Annotated in this window: 14 protein-coding genes, 1 tRNA gene and 1 pseudogene; 7 read left to right on the top strand and 9 right to left on the bottom strand. The window is 70.5% G+C overall.

Annotated elements, in window-relative coordinates; genetic code table 11:
• Positions 1-43: 43 nt before the first annotated feature.
• From ACWGN5_RS36105 to ACWGN5_RS36090, 4 genes are all read left to right on the top strand, one after another.
• Positions 44-421: a hypothetical protein gene (locus ACWGN5_RS36105; protein WP_453522645.1), complete on the top strand. Its 378-nt coding sequence runs from the start codon at positions 44-46 to the stop codon at positions 419-421.
• Complete coding sequence (locus ACWGN5_RS36100) at positions 414-2021, top strand: multicopper oxidase family protein (protein ID WP_453522644.1); 1608 nt, start codon at positions 414-416, stop codon at positions 2019-2021. Before ACWGN5_RS36105 ends, ACWGN5_RS36100 begins: the two co-directional genes overlap by 8 nt.
• Before the next feature lie 337 nt (positions 2022-2358).
• Positions 2359-3726, top strand: coding sequence for a pyridoxal phosphate-dependent decarboxylase family protein (locus tag ACWGN5_RS36095; protein WP_453522643.1), 1368 nt, complete (start codon positions 2359-2361; stop codon positions 3724-3726).
• Positions 3723-5138, top strand: a complete 1416-nt coding sequence (locus ACWGN5_RS36090; RefSeq protein ID WP_453522642.1) for a lysine N(6)-hydroxylase/L-ornithine N(5)-oxygenase family protein — start codon at positions 3723-3725, stop codon at positions 5136-5138. Before ACWGN5_RS36095 ends, ACWGN5_RS36090 begins: the two co-directional genes overlap by 4 nt.
• 3 nt (positions 5139-5141) lie before the next feature.
• On the opposite strand, the gene ACWGN5_RS36085 is transcribed toward ACWGN5_RS36090, so the two are convergent.
• On the bottom strand, positions 5142-6953 hold the full coding sequence (locus tag ACWGN5_RS36085) for a bifunctional metallophosphatase/5'-nucleotidase (protein ID WP_453522641.1): 1812 nt from the start codon (positions 6951-6953) through the stop codon (positions 5142-5144).
• Between the two features lie 125 nt (positions 6954-7078).
• Here ACWGN5_RS36085 and ACWGN5_RS36080 point away from each other — a divergent pair, with 125 nt between their 5' ends.
• On the top strand, positions 7079-7762 hold the full coding sequence (locus ACWGN5_RS36080; RefSeq protein ID WP_453522640.1) for an SIMPL domain-containing protein: 684 nt from the start codon (positions 7079-7081) through the stop codon (positions 7760-7762).
• Positions 7763-7908: 146 nt separating this feature from the next.
• Complete coding sequence (pyk, locus tag ACWGN5_RS36075; RefSeq protein WP_453522639.1) at positions 7909-9336, top strand: pyruvate kinase; 1428 nt, start codon at positions 7909-7911, stop codon at positions 9334-9336.
• Between the two features lie 3 nt (positions 9337-9339).
• Here the strand turns inward: pyk and ACWGN5_RS36070 are convergent.
• Positions 9340-10033 (bottom strand): annotated as a pseudogene (locus tag ACWGN5_RS36070) (transcriptional regulator).
• A 110-nt stretch (positions 10034-10143) separates the two neighbouring features.
• Positions 10144-10218, bottom strand: a tRNA-Leu gene (locus ACWGN5_RS36065).
• 111 nt (positions 10219-10329) lie between these two features.
• Here ACWGN5_RS36065 and ACWGN5_RS36060 point away from each other — a divergent pair.
• Positions 10330-10983, top strand: a complete 654-nt coding sequence (locus ACWGN5_RS36060; protein ID WP_453522638.1) for an ANTAR domain-containing response regulator — start codon at positions 10330-10332, stop codon at positions 10981-10983.
• A gap of 86 nt (positions 10984-11069) precedes the next feature.
• Here the strand turns inward: ACWGN5_RS36060 and ACWGN5_RS36055 are convergent, their stop codons facing one another.
• The 6 genes from ACWGN5_RS36055 to ACWGN5_RS36030 all read right to left on the bottom strand — a co-directional run bounded on the left by ACWGN5_RS36055 (position 11070) and on the right by ACWGN5_RS36030 (position 18245).
• Positions 11070-11786, bottom strand: a complete 717-nt coding sequence (locus ACWGN5_RS36055; RefSeq protein ID WP_369143668.1) for an ABC transporter ATP-binding protein — start codon at positions 11784-11786, stop codon at positions 11070-11072.
• Positions 11783-12775, bottom strand: coding sequence for an ABC transporter ATP-binding protein (locus ACWGN5_RS36050; protein ID WP_453522637.1), 993 nt, complete (start codon positions 12773-12775; stop codon positions 11783-11785). The genes ACWGN5_RS36055 and ACWGN5_RS36050 overlap by 4 nt, the downstream gene beginning before the upstream one ends.
• Before the next feature lie 3 nt (positions 12776-12778).
• Positions 12779-14620: a branched-chain amino acid ABC transporter permease gene (locus ACWGN5_RS36045; RefSeq protein ID WP_453522636.1), complete on the bottom strand. Its 1842-nt coding sequence runs from the start codon at positions 14618-14620 to the stop codon at positions 12779-12781.
• Positions 14617-15546 carry a branched-chain amino acid ABC transporter permease gene (locus ACWGN5_RS36040; protein ID WP_453522635.1) on the bottom strand — a complete coding sequence of 310 codons (930 nt, stop codon included), beginning with the start codon at positions 15544-15546 and terminating at the stop codon, positions 14617-14619. The genes ACWGN5_RS36045 and ACWGN5_RS36040 overlap by 4 nt, the downstream gene beginning before the upstream one ends.
• A gap of 103 nt (positions 15547-15649) precedes the next feature.
• Entirely contained in the window at positions 15650-16879 is a 1230-nt protein-coding gene (locus ACWGN5_RS36035; RefSeq protein WP_453522634.1) for a branched-chain amino acid ABC transporter substrate-binding protein, read from the bottom strand.
• Between the two features lie 481 nt (positions 16880-17360).
• Positions 17361-18245: a trypsin-like serine protease gene (locus ACWGN5_RS36030; protein WP_453522633.1), complete on the bottom strand. Its 885-nt coding sequence runs from the start codon at positions 18243-18245 to the stop codon at positions 17361-17363.
• Positions 18246-18388 lie beyond the last annotated feature (143 nt).

Raw genomic sequence — 18388 nt, 5'->3', positions numbered from 1 at the left:
CGTCAGGACCGTTCCGCGCCGACAACCAGGGGGAGAGCGCGTCATGTTGAGGGGTGTGTGGAGAGCCGTCGTCACGGCGCACGTGGTGGCGGTCTTCGGCCAGCCGGTGTTCGCCGGCGTCTATCTGAGCGGCGACTTCGACGGTCTGGGCATGCACGGGGCGGGCGCCGACGTCGTCACCTCGCTCTGCCTCGTCCAGCTCGTCGTCGCGATCGTGGTCTGGGCGCGGCTGCGCCGCTCCTGGCCCTTCTACGTCACCCTGGCGCTCGCGGTCGCCGAGACGGTGCAGTACTTCGCCGGCGCCGCCGGGGCGCTGTGGCTGCACATCCCCCTGGGCGTGTTCACCGTCGCGGCCGTCGTCGTGCTGTTCACCGCGGTGTGGCTGCGGCCGCTGGAGCGCCGGGAGGCCGTCGATGCCTGACCCGACCAGGCGCCGGGTGCTGGCCGTCGGAGGCGCGCTCGGGCTGATGGCGGCCGGCGGTCTGACAGCGGCGGCCGGCCTGTCCCGCCGACCGGCGGTCACCGGCGCGGAACTCCGCAGCGGGGTGCCGCTGCCGCCGCCGTTCCGGGTGCCGCTGCCGCTCCCGCCGGTGTTGAAGCCGGTCGGCACGAGCGGCGGTGCGGACCGCTACGAGATCGTGCAGCGTGAGGTGACGGCGGAGATCCTGCCCGGCGTACGGACACCGCTGTGGACGTACGGGGGCACGTTCCCCGGTCCCACGATCGAGTCGCGGCGGGGGCGCCCGGTCACGGTCTCGCACCGCAACGAACTACCCGTGCCGACGGTCGTGCACCTGCACGGCGGACGGACCCCGGCGGCCTCGGACGGCTACCCGACGGACCTGGTACTGCCCGAGGGCTGGAACGGCGGCCGCGGGGGACATGGGGGCCACGGGGGACACGGATCGGGTCACGTCATGCACGACCCGCGGGCGGTGACGACCGAACTCACCCGCGACTACACCTTCCCGCTGGACCAGCGGCCGACGCTGCTCTGGTACCACGACCACCGGATGGACTTCACCGCCCCGGCGATCTGGCGGGGCCTCGCCGGACTGCACATCGTCCGCGACGACGCCGAGGAGGCCCTCGGCCTGCCGTCCGGGCCGCGGGAACTGCCGCTGATGATCGCGGACCGGTCCTTCGCCGCCGACGGCAGCCTCGACTACCCGTCCCTCGACCCCACGCTGCGGGACCGCCCCGGCGTCCGCGAGCCCTACGTGGCGGGCGTCCTCGGCGACGTGATCCTCGTCAACGGCGCGCCCTGGCCCGTGCACGAGGTCGACGCGGCCCGCTACCGGCTGCGCCTCCTCAACGCGTCGAACGCCCGGCACTACGAGCTGGAGTTCGTCGACGAAGGCGACGGCCGCATGCTCGAGTTCACCCAGATCGGCGCCGACCAGGGCCTGCTCGCGGCACCGGTGAAGCACTTCACGCTGCCCGTCGCCCCGGCCGAACGCTACGACGTGGTCGTCGACTTCGCCCGAGTCCCGGTCGGGACCCTGGTGAAGCTCGTCAACCGCCTGGGCTCCGGCCGCACCCGTGACGTGATGGCCTTCCGGGTCACCCGCAAGGCCGCGGACGACAGCCGCGTCCCGGCCGTCCTCTCCTCGGACCTCCCGAGGTGGCGGCGGTCGGAGGCGGTCCGGGTCCGTGACTTCTCCTTCCGCGCGGGCCGCATGGGCGAGGACGACGGCCACGGCTGGCTGATCGGAGGGCTCCCCTTCGACCCGGCCCGCTCGGACGTCACGGTCCGCCTCGGCGACGTGGAGATCTGGCGCCTGATCGCGGACGTCCACCACCCCGTCCACCTCCACCTGACGGGCTTCCGCATCCTCTCCCGGGGCGGCGAGGCGCCGCCGGCGCACGACGCGGGCCTGAAGGACACGGTGTCCCTGCGGCCGGGGGAGTCGGCGGAGATCATCACGAGGTGGGAGGGCTACCGGGGCCGGTACCTCTTCCACTGCCACAACGCGGAACACGAGGACATGGGCATGATGGCGAACCTACAAGTGACCTGACGCCGCCGTTGTGGGCGCGCTTCCGCCGTTGTGGGCAATCGTTCCGCAGGGCGGAACGGGTGGGCACAACGGAACGGCGCCCCTGCCGGCGCCAGAGGCTCCCGCGCCTGAACCCGCACCACGTGCGCCGTACAGCCGGTGCGGGTCCAGGCTCGGAACGCGGAGGCGCCGCGAGAGGGCGCCGTCCCGTGTGCCCACCCGTCCCGCCCTGCGGGACGATTGCCCACACGGCGCCGGGCGCGGGCCCACACGGCAGAGCGGCCCGCATGTCCCCCGTTCGGGTCACATCGGCGCACTCCCCGGACAGCGCCCCGCACGGCCCGCCACCCTGTCGTCCATGCGTGCCGCACCCCCGCCCCTCGCCTCCGACCCCACCACCCTGAGCCGGCTCCTCGGTACCGCCCTCGACGCCCTCCGTGAAGGGGCGCAGGTCAGGGGTGGCCCCCTGCCGGCGGGGGGACCGGAGGCCGTGGCCCGTCGGGTCGCGGCGCTCGGAGCCGTACTCCCCGACACCGGAACGGGACCCGACGAGGCCCTCCGTACCCTCGTGCAGGCCCTCGCGGAGGGCGCCGCGGACCCCGCTCACCCCCTCTGTGCCGCCCACCTCCACACCCCGCCCCTCGCGCTCGCCGCGGCCGCGGATCTCGCCGCCTCCGCGCTGAATCCGTCGATGGACTCCTGGGACCAGGCCCCCGCGGCCTCCGTCCTGGAGGCCGCGGTGACGGCGGCCCTGGCCGCCGAGGTCTTCCCCCGAGCGGAAGCCCCCGACGCGCTGGTCACCACCGGCGGCACGGAGTCCAACCAGCTCGCGCTGCTCCTCGCCCGGGAGCGCGACCCGCGGGTGCGCCTCGTCGTCGGCGCCAACGCCCACCACTCCTTCCGCCGCGCCGCCTGGCTCCTCGGCCTGCGCGAACCGGTCACCCTGCCCACCCCGGCAGGGGTCGTGGACCCGGCGGCCCTCGCCGAGGCCCTGGACCGGGAGACGGGGCCCGTCCTCGTCGCCGCGACCGCCGGGACCACCGACGAGGGCCTGATCGACCCGCTCCCCGCGCTCGCCGAGGTCTGCGCGGCCCGGGGCGCGGAGCTGCATGTGGACGCGGCGTACGGCGGGCCGGTCCTCTTCAGCCGTACCCACCGCGGGCTCCTCGACGGCCTCGACCGGGCCCGTACCGTCACCGTCGACCTGCACAAACTGGGCTGGCAGCCGGCCGCCGCGGGACTCCTCGCCGTACGCGACACCGCCGACCTCGCCGTCCTCGGCCACACCGCCGACTACCTGAACGCCGACGACGACACCGAGGCCGGCCTCCCCGACCTCCTCGGCCGCTCCCTGCGCACCACCCGCCGCCCCGACGTCCTCAAGACCGCCGTGACCCTCCGGGCCCTCGGCCGCACCGGCCTGGGCGCGCTCGTCGACACGTGCATGGACCTCGCCCAGGAGTTCGCCGATCTGGTGGAGAAGGCCCCCGGTCTCGACCTCAGGGAACGCCCCACCCTGACCACCGTCCTCTTCCGGCCCGCCCGCGCCGACGACACGACCGTCGCCGCGATCCGCCGCACCCTCCTCACCGAGGGCCGCGCGGTCCTCGGCCGGGCGAAGGCCGACGGCCGCCTCTGGCTCAAGGCCACCCTGCTCAACCCCCACACCACCTCCGGCGACCTCGCCCGGATCCTCACCCTCGTGGAAGGCAGCACGCACCGATGACCGGCAGCACCCCCCAGCAGGACCTCGACCAACCCCACGACCTGGTGGGCGTCGGCATCGGCCCCTTCAACCTCTCGCTCGCCGCCCTCGCGCAGGGCGTCCCCGGCGGCCTCGCCGCCGCCTTCTACGAGCAGAAGCCCGCCTTCCACTGGCACCCGGGCCTGCTCCTCGACGGCGCCACCCTCCAGGTCCCCTTCCTGGCCGACCTGGTGACCCTCGCCGACCCCGCGAGCCCCTGGACCTTCCTCAACTACCTGAAGAGCCGCGAGCGCCTCTTCCCCTTCTACTTCGCCGAGAAGTTCCACATCCAGCGCGCCGAGTACGACGCCTACTGCCGCTGGGCCAGCGAGCGCCTCCCCGGCCTGCACTTCGGCCACCAGGTCGACTCCGTCCGCTGGAACCCCGAGCGACGCCTCTTCGAGGTCGACTTCACCCAGATCGACCCGGAGGGCGAGGCCGAGGCCCTGGGCCGCGCCTACACCCGGAACGTGGTCCTGGGCGTCGGCACCGAGCCGTACGTCCCCGAGCCGCTCCGTCCGCTCGCCGACGCCCCCGGCGTCCCGGTGATCCACTCCGCCGACTACCTCGACCACCGCGAGACGCTGCTGCGCGCCGGGCACGTCACCGTCATCGGTTCCGGCCAGTCCGGCGCCGAGGTCTTCCTCGACCTGCTCCGCGCCCGTCCCGCCGGGGCCGAGCGCATCCACTGGCTGGCCCGCACCGAGGCCTTCGCGCCCATGGAGTACTCCAAACTCGGCCTGGAGCACTTCACCCCCGACTACACCCGCTACTTCCACGCCCTGCCCGAGCCGGTGCGCGGCGAACTCGTGCCCCGACAGTGGCAGTTGCACAAGGGCATCGACGCGGAGACCATCGCCGCCATCCACGACGAGCTCTACCGCCGCACCCTGCACGGCGGCTGGCCCGACGCCGTCCTCACCCCCGGCGTCCGGGTCCGCACCGCGGGGAGGGTCGCCACCACCCAGGTCGAGCTGCACCTGGAGCACGTGCAGGAGGGCAGCCGCTCCCGGCTCACCACCGACGCCGTCGTCCTCGCGACCGGCTACCGGGAGCGCCCGGTGGACCGGATGCTCGCCGGTCTCGACCCGTACCTGCGGCATGACGCCTCCGGCCGCGCGCGGGTCGACGAGCGCTACCGGCTGGTCCTCGACCCCGCGGTCACCGGCTCCGTGTACGTCCAGAACGCCGAGCGCCACACCCATGGCGTCGGCGCCCCCGACCTGGGCCTCGCGGCCTGGCGGAGCGCGACCATCCTCAACTCGGTCACCGGCAAGGAGCCGTACCCGCTGCCGCGCCGCACGGCCTTCACCACCTTCGGCCTGGAGGCGCGAGAGGCGCCGAGCATCCCGGCCCAGGACCGGAAGCTGACGCCTCTCGCTCAGAACGTGTGACGACTAGAAGACCGGCACGCCGTCCCGGGTCAGCTTCCAGTCCACCGACGCGAAGCCGGCCGGGTCGACCGTCCCCTTGGCCTTCACCCACTGGATGATGGTGTTGCGGATCTCGTCCGAGTTCGACCAGAGCTTCGGGGCGGCGGCGACGTGCGGGAATGCGCCGCCGCCGTTCGCCCGGTAGTTGTTGACGGCGAGGACGAACTGCGCCTTCGGGTCGAGCGGCTTGCCCTGGAAGGACAGGTTCACGATCCGCGAGCCGGCCGGCTTGGCGATGTCGATCTCGTACGTCAGACCGGACACGGCGTCGTAGTTGTAGTCCGGGGTGCCGTTGGCGTTGGTCAGCTTCGCGGTGTCGACGGGCGCGCCCGCCGGGGTCTGCACGTAGTACCGGGCCGAGAACTCCAGGTAGTCCTTCAGCTGGGCGCCCGTCATCAGACGGGCCTCCATGGTGTTCTCGAAGGGGTAGAGCCCGGCGGCGTCCTTGATGGTGATCTTCCCGGAGGGGATGCGGGCCGTGCGGGAGAAGCAGGAGGCCTGCGAGAGCACCGGCAGGTTCGCGTACTGGCCGCCCGCGAGGGCCGCCTTGACCGTCTCGGCCTGGACGACGTTGATCAGGTCGATGATCGGCTCGTCCTTCCACGGCGCGTCGGTCGTGGTCATGGCGGCCGTGGAGGTGCCGATGACCTGGTTGACGTACTCCACGACCTTCTTGTGCTCGTCGACGAGCAGTCCAGTGATCTCCGGGTCCTCGGCGACCGTGTTGGAGTTGAGGACCTGCGCGCCGGCCTTCTCGACGATCCAGCGGCCCTTCTCCCACACGAGGTCGAAGGAGAAGAGGGTGAGGCGCTGGCCCCACTTCAGCGGCTCGGAGAGGACGACCTCCTTGCCCGTCTCCTTGTTGGCGACCCTGTACTCGGGGATCTCGGTGTGCGCGTGGCCGACGAGGATCGCGTCGATGCCGGGGACCTGCTCGGCGACGAGCGCGGCGGCGTTCTCGATGTACGGGAGCTGGTCACCGTACGAGGAGGTACCGGAGGAGCCGGAGTGCGCCGAGACGATCACGACGTCGGCGCCCATGGAGCGCAGCTTCGGCACCCACTTGGCCGCCTGCTCCTCCAGGCCGGGGAAGACCATCTGGCCGGTGACGTTCGCCTTGTCCCAGATGGCGATGCCCGGGTTGGTCAGGCCCAGGACCGCGACCTTGACGTCCCTGCCGTGCGGGGTGCGCAGACAGTGCATGCTGTACGGCGCGAAGGCCGGGCGCAGGGTCTTGGCGTCGAGCGCGTTGGCACCGAGCAGCGGGAAGTCGCACTGCTCCTCGAACTTCCGCAGCACCGGGATGCCGTAGTTGAACTCGTGGTTGCCGAGCGCGGCGGCGTCGTAGCCGATGGCGTTCATGGCCTGGGCCATCGGGTGGACGGGGCCGCCGGTCTGCGTGATCGGGTCGACCTTGGCGTAGTAGTAGGACAGCTGGGTGCCCTGGATGGTGTCGCCGGCGTCGATGAGGAGCGTGTTCTCCTCGCCCTTCTCGGCGCGCACCTGGTTGACCAGGGTGGAGATCTTGGCGAGGCCGACGTCGTTGTGCGCCTTGTCGTCGAACTCCTTGTCCGTGAAGTAGTCCCAGTTGAAGACGTTGCCGTGCAGGTCGGTGGTGCCCATCACGGTGAACGAGTACCGCTTCTGCGGACGCGGCCGGCCGGTGCCGAGGGGCGCGGCGGCGGCCTCGGCGGGAACGGCGGCGACTCCGGCGACGGCCACTCCGGCTCCGGCGGCGGCCGAGCGCTCCAGGAACGTCCTGCGGTTCAGCGGCATCTGATTTCTCCCCTTGTGGTTCTGTGGCGCAGGCGCCGACCATGGCGCACAACGCGCGTAGATTCTGGCTCAGACGGCACCGTCGCAACAGCCCTTGCGGGTTACGGAGTGGGAAAGTGTTCGGTATGACACAGCCACACGCGAGCCCGGACGCGCCCCAGGTGACGGTCCGCGGCGAAGGGCGCCTGGAGGTCGAGCCGGAGCTCGCCCGGATCTGGGTGACCGTCTCCGCCCGGGGGACGGACCGCGCGGAGACGCTCGCCGATCTGACCCGCCGCAACACGAGGGTGCTCGATCTGGTGAAGGCGCTCGGCGACGCGGTCGAGAAACTGGAGACGGGCAGCTTCTCGCTCTCGCCCGAGCTGACCCGGAAGGGGCGCGGGGAGCGGGTGCACGCCTATACGGGGCGGGTGCGGCTGGCGGCCGAGCTGACCGACTTCACCGCGCTCGGCGAGCTGGTGACCCGGCTCGCCGACCTGGAGATGGCGAGCGTCGACGGGCCGTGGTGGGAGCTGCGGCCGGGGTCCCCGGCGTACGCGGAGGCGCGCCGGTGCGCGGTCGAGGAGGCGGTGCAGCGGGCGCGGGCCTACGCGGAGGCGCTCGGCACCTCGCTCGCCTCACTCCTCGAACTGTCGGACGCCGGGCTCGCGGAGCCGCTGCGCTCGCGGCGGCCCGGCTTCGGCGGGGCGGCCGTGGCCTACGCGGCGGAGGCGGCCGGCGAGGCGCCGCCGCTCGACCTCGAACCGCAGCGGCAGACGGTCACGGCCGAGGTCGTGGCACGGTTCACGATGCTGCCTCCCGCACTCTGAGACGAACGGCTTTTCGGCCCGTAATCCGCTCATCGGAGCAGCCCGCCGCACAAATTCAAGACTTGTCAACAACCTTTCACGGAAAGGTTGTTGAGTAGTCATGCCGAGCCAATTTCCTACTGATGGGTAAGCCCTAGGCTCGACTCATGCGCCGAGCGAAAATCGTTTGTACCCTTGGGCCCGCCACCGAAACATACGACCAGATCAAGGCGTTGATCGAGGCCGGAATGGACGTGGCCCGCTTCAACCTCAGCCACGGCAGCTATGCCGAGCACGAGGAGCGCTATCACCGCGTCCGTAAAGCCGCCGACGAGACCGGCCGCAGCGTCGGCGTCCTCGCCGACCTTCAAGGCCCGAAGATCCGTCTCGGCCGCTTCCGTGAAGGGCCCGTACTCCTTGAACGCGGCGACGAGTTCACCATCACCGTCGAGCCCAGGGAGGGTGACCGCCACGGCTGCGGGACCACCTACGCCGGCCTCGCCGGGGACGTGACCCCGGGCGAGCGCATCCTCGTCGACGACGGCCGCGTCACCCTGGAGGTCAGCTCCGTCGACGGACCGCGCGTGCACACCCGCGTGATCGAGGGCGGCATGGTCTCCGACCACAAGGGCCTCAACCTGCCCGGGGTCGCCGTCTCCGTCCCCGCCCTGTCCGAGAAGGACATCGAGGACCTGCGCTGGGCGCTGCGCACCGGCGCCGACGTCATCGCCCTCTCCTTCGTCCGCAGCGCCCGCGACATCGACGACGTGCACCGGATCATGGACGAGGAGGGCCGCCGGCTCCCCGTCATCGCCAAGATCGAGAAGCCGCAGGCCGTCGAGAACATCGAGGAGATCGTCGCCGCCTTCGACGGCATCATGGTCGCCCGCGGCGACCTGGGCGTCGAGATGCCCCTGGAGCAGGTGCCGATCGTCCAGAAGCGCGCCGTGAAGCTGGCCAAGCGGAACGCCAAGCCGGTCATCGTCGCCACCCAGATGCTCGACTCGATGATCGACAACTCCCGCCCCACGCGCGCCGAGGCGAGCGACGTGGCGAACGCGGTCATCGACGGCACCGACGCCGTGATGCTCTCCGGCGAGACCAGCGTCGGCCGCTACCCGATCGAGACGGTCCGCACCATGAGCCGGATCGTCGAGGCCGCGGAGGAGGACATCCTCGCCAAGGGCCTCCCGCCGCTCACCGAGCGGAACAAGCCCCGCACCCAGGGCGGCGCGGTGGCCCGCGCGGCCGCCGAGATGGGCGACTTCCTGGGCGCCAAGTTCCTGGTGGCGTTCACCCAGTCCGGCGACACGGTCAAGCGGCTCTCCCGCTACCGCTCGCCGATCCCGCTGCTCGCCTTCACGCCGGACCCGGCGACGCGCTCCCAGCTCAACCTGACCTGGGGCGTCGAGACCTTCCTCGGTCCGCACGTGGACTCCACCGACGCGATGGTGGCCCAGGTCGACGAGGAGCTGCTGCGGATCGGCCGCTGCCGGCCGGGCGACATCGTGGTCATCACGGCGGGCTCCCCGCCGGGCGTCGCGGGCTCCACGAACCTGGTCCGGGTCCACCACATCGGAGACCCGCTGACGTAGTGGTCAGTGTTTGGGCCCCACATGAAGGTCCATGAGCGCGACGGACGCCTTGCGGGCGACGGAGATGTTCTGCGCGGTGCCCTTCCGCTTGGCGGCCTTCCACTCGACGCCGACGCGGTCGAGCACGCTGGTAAAGAGCCCGGCGATGTCAACGGACGTGTTGGTGAAGAAGTAGCGGGGGTATTCGTACCGCTTGCGCTGTCCGCCGATCACCTTCTCGGTCCAAGGAGATATGCCGCTCATGCTTCTTGCCGGGCCCGTGCTGCGGGAAGAGGCAGGTCCAATGGCGTCCGTAGCTGGTGACTGCGACGCAGCCCTGCTTCTGCAGGTTGTACACCCTGCCCTCGGGACGGACGGCCTGGATCGCGTCGCGGCATTCTTCGATCAAGCCGGGCCAGGCGTCGGCGCAGGCGATGCGCAGGTGGTGACCTCCGCGTGGGTGCGGGCTGATGCAGCCGTCGCCGAGGTAGAGCCCGAGCAGGTATGCGTACGCCTCCGCTGGTTCAGGGGTGCCTGGCGCGGGGCGGCATCGCACACAGGGTGTGGAGTGTGCGGATACGCGGGGGCGGGGTTCCAGGCGTGCCCGCCAACTGCGTATGGCCGCGCGGGAGATCCCCGTCTCCTTGCTGACGGAATTGAGGCTCCGACCCTGGGCGACGAGAGCCAGCGCCTGCTTGCGCGTTTCGACGTCGTGCATGTGGTCGATCGTGGCTGCTTCGTTCCGGCTGCGTAGCGCTGATGATCAGGCTTCACGCGTGTGGGTGACGATCACTCCCCACCCTGCTGGCCTTCGAATCGAAGGAAAAGTGCCCCGGGTCGGACTCGAACCGACACTGTGTGGGTTTTGAATCCACTGCCTGCTGCCAATTGGGCTACCGGGGCCCGCGGAATCAAAGGTTTCCCCTGACCCTCTGCGCGTCCACCATACCGCAGCTAGGTAGGCTCTTGGTGAGCTGTATCCGCCTTGGAAGAGGCCTTGAACGAGGAGCCCCCGTGACCGCCCCCGAGTCGCCCCAGCCCGCCGACGACGCCGAGGCGTCGCACGTTCCGCCGCTGACGACCCGCGTCGTCATCGCCGAGGACGAGGCCCTGATCCGCCTCGACCTCAAAGAGATGCTGGAGGAAGAGGGCTACACGGTCGTCGGCGAGGCCGGGGACGGTCAGCGGGCCGTCGAGCTCGCCCGTGAGCACCGGCCCGACCTCGTCATCCTCGACGTGAAGATGCCCGTCCTCGACGGCATCTCGGCCGCCGAGAAGATCGCCGGCGAGTCCATCGCCCCGGTCCTCATGCTGACCGCCTTCTCGCAGCGCGAGCTCGTCGAGCGGGCCCGGGACGCCGGCGCCATGGCGTACCTGGTGAAGCCGTTCAGCAAGAGCGACGTGGTGCCGGCCATCGAGATGGCCGTCTCCCGCTTCGCCGAGCTCCGCGCCCTGGAGAAGGAGGTCGCCGACCTCTCCCAGCGCCTGGAGACCCGCAAGCTCGTCGACCGCGCCAAGTCGATCCTGCAGACCCAGTACGGCCTGACGGAGCCCGCGGCCTTCCGCTGGATCCAGAAGACCTCGATGGACCGCCGCATGTCGATGCAGCAGGTCGCCGAGGCCGTCATCGAGGACGCCGAGGAGAAGAAGGCGGCCAAGGGGCAGTAACCGCCCCCGCTTCCGTACGCGAGTGCTTCCGTACACGAGAAGGCCCGCCCCACGACCTTGTGGGGCGGGCCTTCGGTTCGTGGGGCTCAGTCCTCGCCGAGGTACGCCTTGCGGACGGACTCGTCGTGGAGCAGGTCCTGCCCCGTGCCCGAGAGCACGATCTTGCCGATCTCCATGACGTGACCGTGGTCCGCCAGGGCGAGCGCGGCCTGGGCGTTCTGCTCGACGAGCAGGATCGTGGTGCCCTGGGCCTTCAGCTCGGCGATCGTCGCCATGATCTTCTGCATCATGATCGGCGACAGACCCATCGAGGGCTCGTCGAGCATGAGCAGCTTCGGCTGGGACATCAGCGCCCTGCCCATCGCGAGCATCTGCTGCTCACCGCCGGAGAGCGTGCCCGCGGCCTGCTTGCGACGCTCGCCCAGGATCGGGAAGAGGTCGTAGGCGCGCTGGACGTCCTTGGCGATGCCGGCGGTGTCCTTCCGGAGGAAGGCGCCGAGGAGGAGGTTCTCCTCGATCGTCATCCGGGGGAAGATGTGCCGGCCCTCGGGGGAGTGGGCCAGACCCAGCGAGACGATCTTGTGCGCGGGGATCTTGCGGAGGGACTTGCCCTCGAACTTGATCTGGCCGCCGACCGGCTTGAGGAGCCCGGAGAGGGTCCGCAGGGTCGTGGTCTTCCCGGCGCCGTTGGTGCCGATGAGGGTGACGACCTCACCGGCGTCGACGGAGAAGGAGATGCCCTTGACGGCCTCGATCTTTCCGTAGGCGACGCGCAGGTCCTCGACTTCGAGCAGTGCGGTCATGCGTCGTTCTCCTTGCTGTCCTCCGAGGGCTCCTCGTCGGTCTCTTCGGCGGTCTCGTCGGCCGCCGGGGCCTCGTCGGCCGGGGCCTCGGGGGTCTCGTCGTCCTCGGAGGCGTCCTCGGAGGCGTCCTCCGGGACCTCCTCCGACTCGGAGGCCTGCTCGGCGGCGGCCGGCGCCGCCTCGACCGGCTCGCCCAGGTACGCGGCGATGACCCGCTCGTCGCCCTGGACGGTCGCGCTGTCGCCCTCGATCAGCTTCTGGCCCTGGACGAGCACGGCGACCCGGTCGCAGAGGTTGAAGATGAACCGCATGTCGTGCTCGATGACGAGCACGGCGATGCCCATGTCCCGGATGGCGAAGATGAGTTCCTCCGCCGCCCGCGTCTCCTGCGGGTTCATGCCGGCGGTGGGCTCGTCGAGCAGGATCAGACCGGGGTCGCTCGCGAGGGCGCGGGCGATCTCCAGCTTGCGCTGCTCTCCGTACGGGAGGTTCTTGGCGAGGTGCTGCGCCTTGTCCTGGAGGCCGATGAACTCCAGGAGCTCCATGGCCCGCTTCTCGGAGGCCGCCTCGGCCTTCTTGAAGCCGGGGCCGCGGAGCAGGGCCGACCAGAGGCCCTCCTTGGTGCGGGTGTGACGTCCGACGAGGACGTTCTCCAGGACCGTCATGTTGCCGAAGAGACGGATGTTCTGGAAGGTGCGTGCGATACCGGCCGCGGTGACCTTGAACGACTTCGGCGGGAGGACCTGGCCCTTGTAGCGGACCTCGCCCTCGGTCGGGATGTAGAGACCGGTGAGGCAGTTGAAGAAGGTGGTCTTGCCGGCGCCGTTGGGGCCGATGAGACCGACGATCTCGCCGCTGTTCACGGTGAGGTTCACATCGCGCACGGCGGTGAGGCCGCCGAACCGCATGGTGACCCCGCGCGCGTCGAGCACGGTCTCGCGGGCGGCCGGCTCGGTGGTGGCCTCGGCCTTGTTGGTGGTGGTCGTCATGGTTCAGGCACCTGCCTTGGCGAGCGTGGCGGGCGTCTCGTCCTTCTCGTGGAACTCCAGCTGGTTGCGCCGGTTGGCGATCATGCCCTCCGGGCGGAAGCGCATGAGCAGGATCAGCGCGACGCCGAAGGCGAGCAGCTGGTATTCGCCCATGAACTGGAGCTTGTTGGGGATGAGGAAGAGCAGCGACGCGCCGACCAGCGGACCGCTCATGGTGCCCATGCCGCCGAGGACGACGGCCGCGAGCAGGAAGGCGGAGTTGGGCGGGATGGGACCGGCGAAGACGTACTGCTCCGGGGTCACCGTGTAGGTGACGTGGGCCTGCACGGTGCCGGCGAGGCCGGCGAGCGAGGCGCCGAGCGCGAAGGCGATGAGCTTGACCCGGAAGCCGTTGATGCCCATGGCGAGCGCCGCGGTCTCGTCCTCGCGGATGGCGACCCAGGCGCGGCCGATGCGGGAGTCGCCGCTGCGCCGGAAGACCAGCACGACGACCGCCATGATCAGCAGCATCAGGAAGAAGTAGTTCGCGAACCGGCCGATCGTGAAGCCGGCGATGCTGTGCTCGGCGCCGAAGTCGAACCCGAACATGTCGAGGTTCGGGATGGACGCGATGCCGTTGGAGCCGTTGGTGACGTCGGGGCCCGAGGTGCCGTCGGCGTTCATCACGGCGATACGGAAGATCTCACCGAAACCGAGGGTGACGATGGCGAGGTAGTCGCCGCGCAGTCGCAGCGTCGGGGCGCCGATGAGGACACCGAACACCAGGGACGCGGCGGCGCCGACCAGGACGGCGGCCCAGAAGGGCAGGTGGATGCCGAACGGCGAGGTCGGGGCGCCGGAGACGAGGGCGGCCGCGTAGGCGCCGACGCCGAGGAAGGCGACGTAACCGAGGTCGAGGAGACCGGCGAGGCCGACGACGATGTTCAGGCCCAGGGCGACCGTGGCGAAGATCAGGATGTAGACGCCGAGCGTCGCGTACTGGTCGTCGGTCTGGGTGAAGGGGAAGAGCGCCGCGGCGGTGAACGCGCCCGCGATGGACAGGTTCTGGTGCTTGCCGGTGAGCTGCGTGGCCTGCGCCGTGAGACCCGACTTGTTGACCGCCGCGAAGCCGAGGCCGGTCGCGATCAGGAAGCCGAGGAACTGCTCGTCGTACTCGGTGCCGACACCGTAGGTGAAGATGCCCAGCGCGACGGCGAGGACTCCCGCGATGATCAGGATCTCGACGGCGGAGTTCATGGCCGGCAGCTTGCGCACCGGGCCGGCGGCGAAGGACGCCCGGAAGGTGGCCCAGCCGTTGCTCCAGCGGTGCTTGAACTGGTCCCAGCCGGTGTCCTCCGGGTCCACGGGCAGCAGCGTCGGCCGCTCGAAGGGGAGCGCGAAGGCGCCGAGGAGGGCGAGCAGGGTGGCGAGCGCGACGACCGCGCCGCCCGGCTCCAGGTTGACCGGGCCGCCGAGCTCGACGCTGATCGCGCCGACCGTGAACCAGGCGGTCGCGAAGTTGGCGAGCGCGGCGAGCTTGAGGGCGCCGTCGCTGCCGGCCGGGGTCAGCCAGCGGGTGCCCTTGACGCCGTACGAGGAGAGGGCGAAGAGGGTGGTCAGCAGGCCGGTCACCAGGACCTGCAGCTGCAGGCCGCCCGGGTTGCCGTAGAAGGTGAGGTCACCCGGGAAGCGGGCGGTCCAGGTCCAGGCGAGGAAGCAGCTGGCGACCGTGAGGACGCCGCCGCCCAGGGCGAGCGGGCGGGCGATGCCGGCCGGGATGAAGCCGATGAGGCCGGTCGCCTCGGGGGAGGCCTCGGAGGCCGTGGGTGCGTTGGGGTTCTCGGAGATGGTGGTCATGGTGCTCACGCCCTGTCCGCGACGCGCTCGCCGAGCAGGCCTTGTGGCCGGGCGAGGAGTACGACGATGAGGAGTACGAAGGCCCAGACGTCGGCCCAGGACTGGCCGCCGAGCTGCTGCATGCCGGGGATGTGGGCGATGTAGGCCGTCGCCATCGTCTCCGCGATGCCGAGGACGAGTCCGCCGATCATGGCCCCGTAGATGTTGCCGATGCCGCCGAGGACGGCGGCCGTGAAGGCCTTGAGTCCGAGGAGGAAGCCCATCTTGAAGTCGACGACGCCGTACTTGAGGCCGTAGGCCACGGCACCGACGGCGGCGAACGCGGCGCCGAGCGCGAACGCGATCACGATGATCCGGTCGGTGTTGACGCCCATGAGCTTCGCGGTGTCCGGGTCCTGCGCCGTTGCCTGCATGCCGCGACCTGTGCGAGTGCGCATGACGAAGAAGGCGAGGAAGGCCATGCAGACGGGGGCGGCGATCAGCAGGAAGACGTCGCCGGTCTGGATGGTGACCGGGCCGATCTCGATCGGGCCGCCGGGGATCTGCGGGAAGGTCCGGGCGGACTTCGCCTCCGGGTACAGGGACCAGACGGCCTGCTGGAGGGCGAGGGAGAGACCGATGGCGGTGATGAGCGGGGCGAGGCGGGGGCCACCGCGCAGCGGGCGGTAGGCCAGGCGTTCCGCGCCGACGGCTATCGTCGTCGCGACGAGGATGGCGCCTATGAGCATGAGGGGCAGCGCGATCCACATGGTGGTGCCGCCGGGCAGGATGAGCCAGACCGTGAGCGCCCCGAAGCCGCCGGTCATGAAGATCTCGCCATGGGCGAAGTTGATGAGCTGGACGATGCCGTAGACCATCGTGTAGCCGACGGCGACGAGCCCGTACATGGATCCCAGTAGCAGGCCGTTGACCAGCTGCTGCGGCAGTTCGTTCACCGCATTGTCCTCCGAGACTTTCGACGGATGTGACACCGCGCGGGGAGCCTGTGTGGCGCCCCCGCGCGGTGAAGGTGGTGCTGAGAGATGGGGCTGCTGAGGATCAGCCGCCGAAGGTGCCGGACTTGACCGGCTTGAACGCGCCGCCCTCGACCTTGTAGACCGTGAGCTGCTTGTTGGTGGTGTCACCGAACTCGTCGAAGGCGACCGAGCCGGTCACGCCCTCGAAGGAGACGCCCTGCATGGCCTCGACGACCTTGGCGCGCTCGGGGAGCTTGCCGCCGTTGCCCTCGACGGCCTTCTTGACGGCCTCGATGATCGCCCAGGTCGAGTCGTAGGCGTAGCCGCCGTAGGCCTCGTAGGCCTCCTTGTAGTTCTCGGCCTTGTAGTTGGCCAGGAACTCCTTGGCGGAGTCGAGGGACTCGATCGGCGCGCCGACCGAGGTGGCGAAGTCGCCCTCGGCCGAGGCCGGGCTGGCGAGCTTCACGTACTCCGGGCTGAAGATCGCGTCGCCGCCGACGACGGTGACCTTGGCGCCGGCCGCCTTGATCTGCTTGGCCAGCGGGCCGGCGGCGGGGTACTCGCCACCGTAGTAGACGACCTCGGCACCGGAGCTCTTCACCTGGGTGGCGACCGCGGCGAAGTCCTTGGTGTCCGGGTTGATGTGCTGGGTGCCGACGACCTTGCCGCCGAGCTTCTCGAACTCGCCCTTGAAGGTGCCCGCGAGACCGGCGCCGTAGGTCTTCTTGTCGTCGATGATGAAGGCCTTGGTCTTCTTGGCCTCCTTGAAGACGTACTGGGCCGCGAACGGGCCCTGGATGGCGTCGGTGGTGGCGGTGCGGAAGTACGACTTGTAGCCGCGCTTCTTGTCACCGGAGGCCCAGTTCGGGCCCTGGGAGAGCGACGGGTTGGTGTTGGCCGGGGAGACCTGCACCAGCTTCGCGTCGTCGAAGACCTTCTGCATGGACTCGGCGACGCCGGAGTTCAGCGGGCCGACGACGCCGAGGACGGACTTGTCGGCGACGAACTTGGTGGCGTTCTGCTGGCCGGAGGAGGGCTGCGCCTGGTCGTCCAGGGACTCCAGCTTGAAGGTCACGCCCTTGACGTAGCCCTTCTTGTTGGCCGTCTTGACCGCGAGGTCGGCCGAGTTCTTGATGCCCTGGCCGAGGGCGGACAGCTCACCGGTGAGCGGCGCGTCCAGACCGATGGTGACGGTGACGTTGCCGTTGTCGCCGTTCTCGGCGCCGCCCTTGTCACGGGAACCACAGGCAGTGAGCGTCAGCGCTCCCGCGGTGACCGCGGTGGTGAGTATGAGCAACGAACGGTTTCGCACGAAGGGTCCTTTCCCTGGCGCGGCCCCCTCGGAATGAGGCGGTGCCGTGAAGCTGCGGAGCGAGGGGTGCCGTTTTGGAACGCCGGGCCGTACTGGGTTTGGTACAGGGCCGTGCACTAGGACGCGCCCGGCGGCGCGGTGACTGGCCGTGACTCTAAGCGCAGGTGGGGAGGGTCGGGGAGCGGCGAGGACAGGATGTGACTGTCTTGTTATGCCGACGGGGAAAGAGTGTGCGCGCCGCATGGGCAAACTGGGGCATTAGGGTCTGTAATGCAGTGTTCACATACTGAGAACGTGCAGTTCCGCTAAGGGGCTTGAGTGATTCTTGGTCCTGTCGCACCCTCCGCTCGACTCTCCGGATATCGGACAGTGGCAGAAACCTGAGCGGACGAAACCGCTCGCCCGTCCCGCCCGGTTCCCCATCGTGCGAAGATCACGGAGAGTGACGGCGGGCGGGCGGGACGGGCTCGGGCCGGTGACGTCAGGGGAGCTGGACGTACGGCTTCAGGAAGTCACGCGCGCCGGGAGTGTCCAGCCGATAGACCACATTGGTCGCGTAGCACGGCGTATCGCCGGTGATCGTCGTGGCCACCAGTGTCCGCTTGCCCTTCAGGTCGGCGAAGTTGGGGCCGCCCGAGTCGCCGTAGCAGGCGCCGCCGTTCCCCTGGGGCGCGGTCATGGCGAGCCGGATCCAGGCGCTGTTCAGCGCGTTGAACGTGACCGGCGCCTTCATGCGGACGCCGCCGCCCGGGTGCGTCTGGCCGCCCGGGCCGCGCTCCGCCTCCTCCGTGCCGTAACCGGCGACCAGGAAGGAGGTGTCGTTCAGGCCCTGCGGGCCCAGCGCGTCGAGGGCGCCCGCCCGGGGGAGGGTGGCCGGGGTGAAGGACCAGCGGGCCTTCACGGCGGCGGCGGGGAGCTCGATCACCGAGATGTCGTGCGTGTCGGAGGCCGGGCCCGGGTAGGCGGGGTGGCTGTACGCGGTGCCCTCGACGGCCACGCTCCGCGCCTGGGCGGCCGGGTCGCCCGGGTGGGCGGCGGCCGCGCGGTCCAGGCCGGCCTGCACGTCCTGGTCGAGCGAGACGTAGAAACGGACGTTCGCCGGCCAGTCGGTGGTGCAGTGCGCGGCCGTCAGGAAGGTGTTCCCGTCGATCATGGTGCCGGAGCAGACCCAGTCGACGCGGTCGGGCGTCGCCGGGTCGTCGTCGTTGTCCCAGGTCGCGACGAGCGCGCCGACCTCGGTGCGCTCGGGGGCGGGGGTCGCGTTGTACGAGTTGATCGCCGTGGCCGGCAGCGCGGTGGCGAGGACGGCGGCGCAGGCGGCGGCGGTGACGGTGGTCAGCGCGTAGGTGGTGCGACTGGCGGTCACGAAGAACCCCTCGGTGTGTGAGTGGTACGGGTGTTCTCCTGTGGGGGAGGTTCGCCAGTGAAGCGGGTGTGGCCGCGCGGGGCAAGAGGGTCCGGGGGCAAGGGAGTTGATGCGGGAACGGCGCGGCGCGAGACGGTGAACCG

The sequence above is a fragment of the Streptomyces sp. NPDC055815 genome, assembly GCF_053616475.1.
This window is presented reverse-complemented; position numbering and strand designations above follow the sequence as displayed.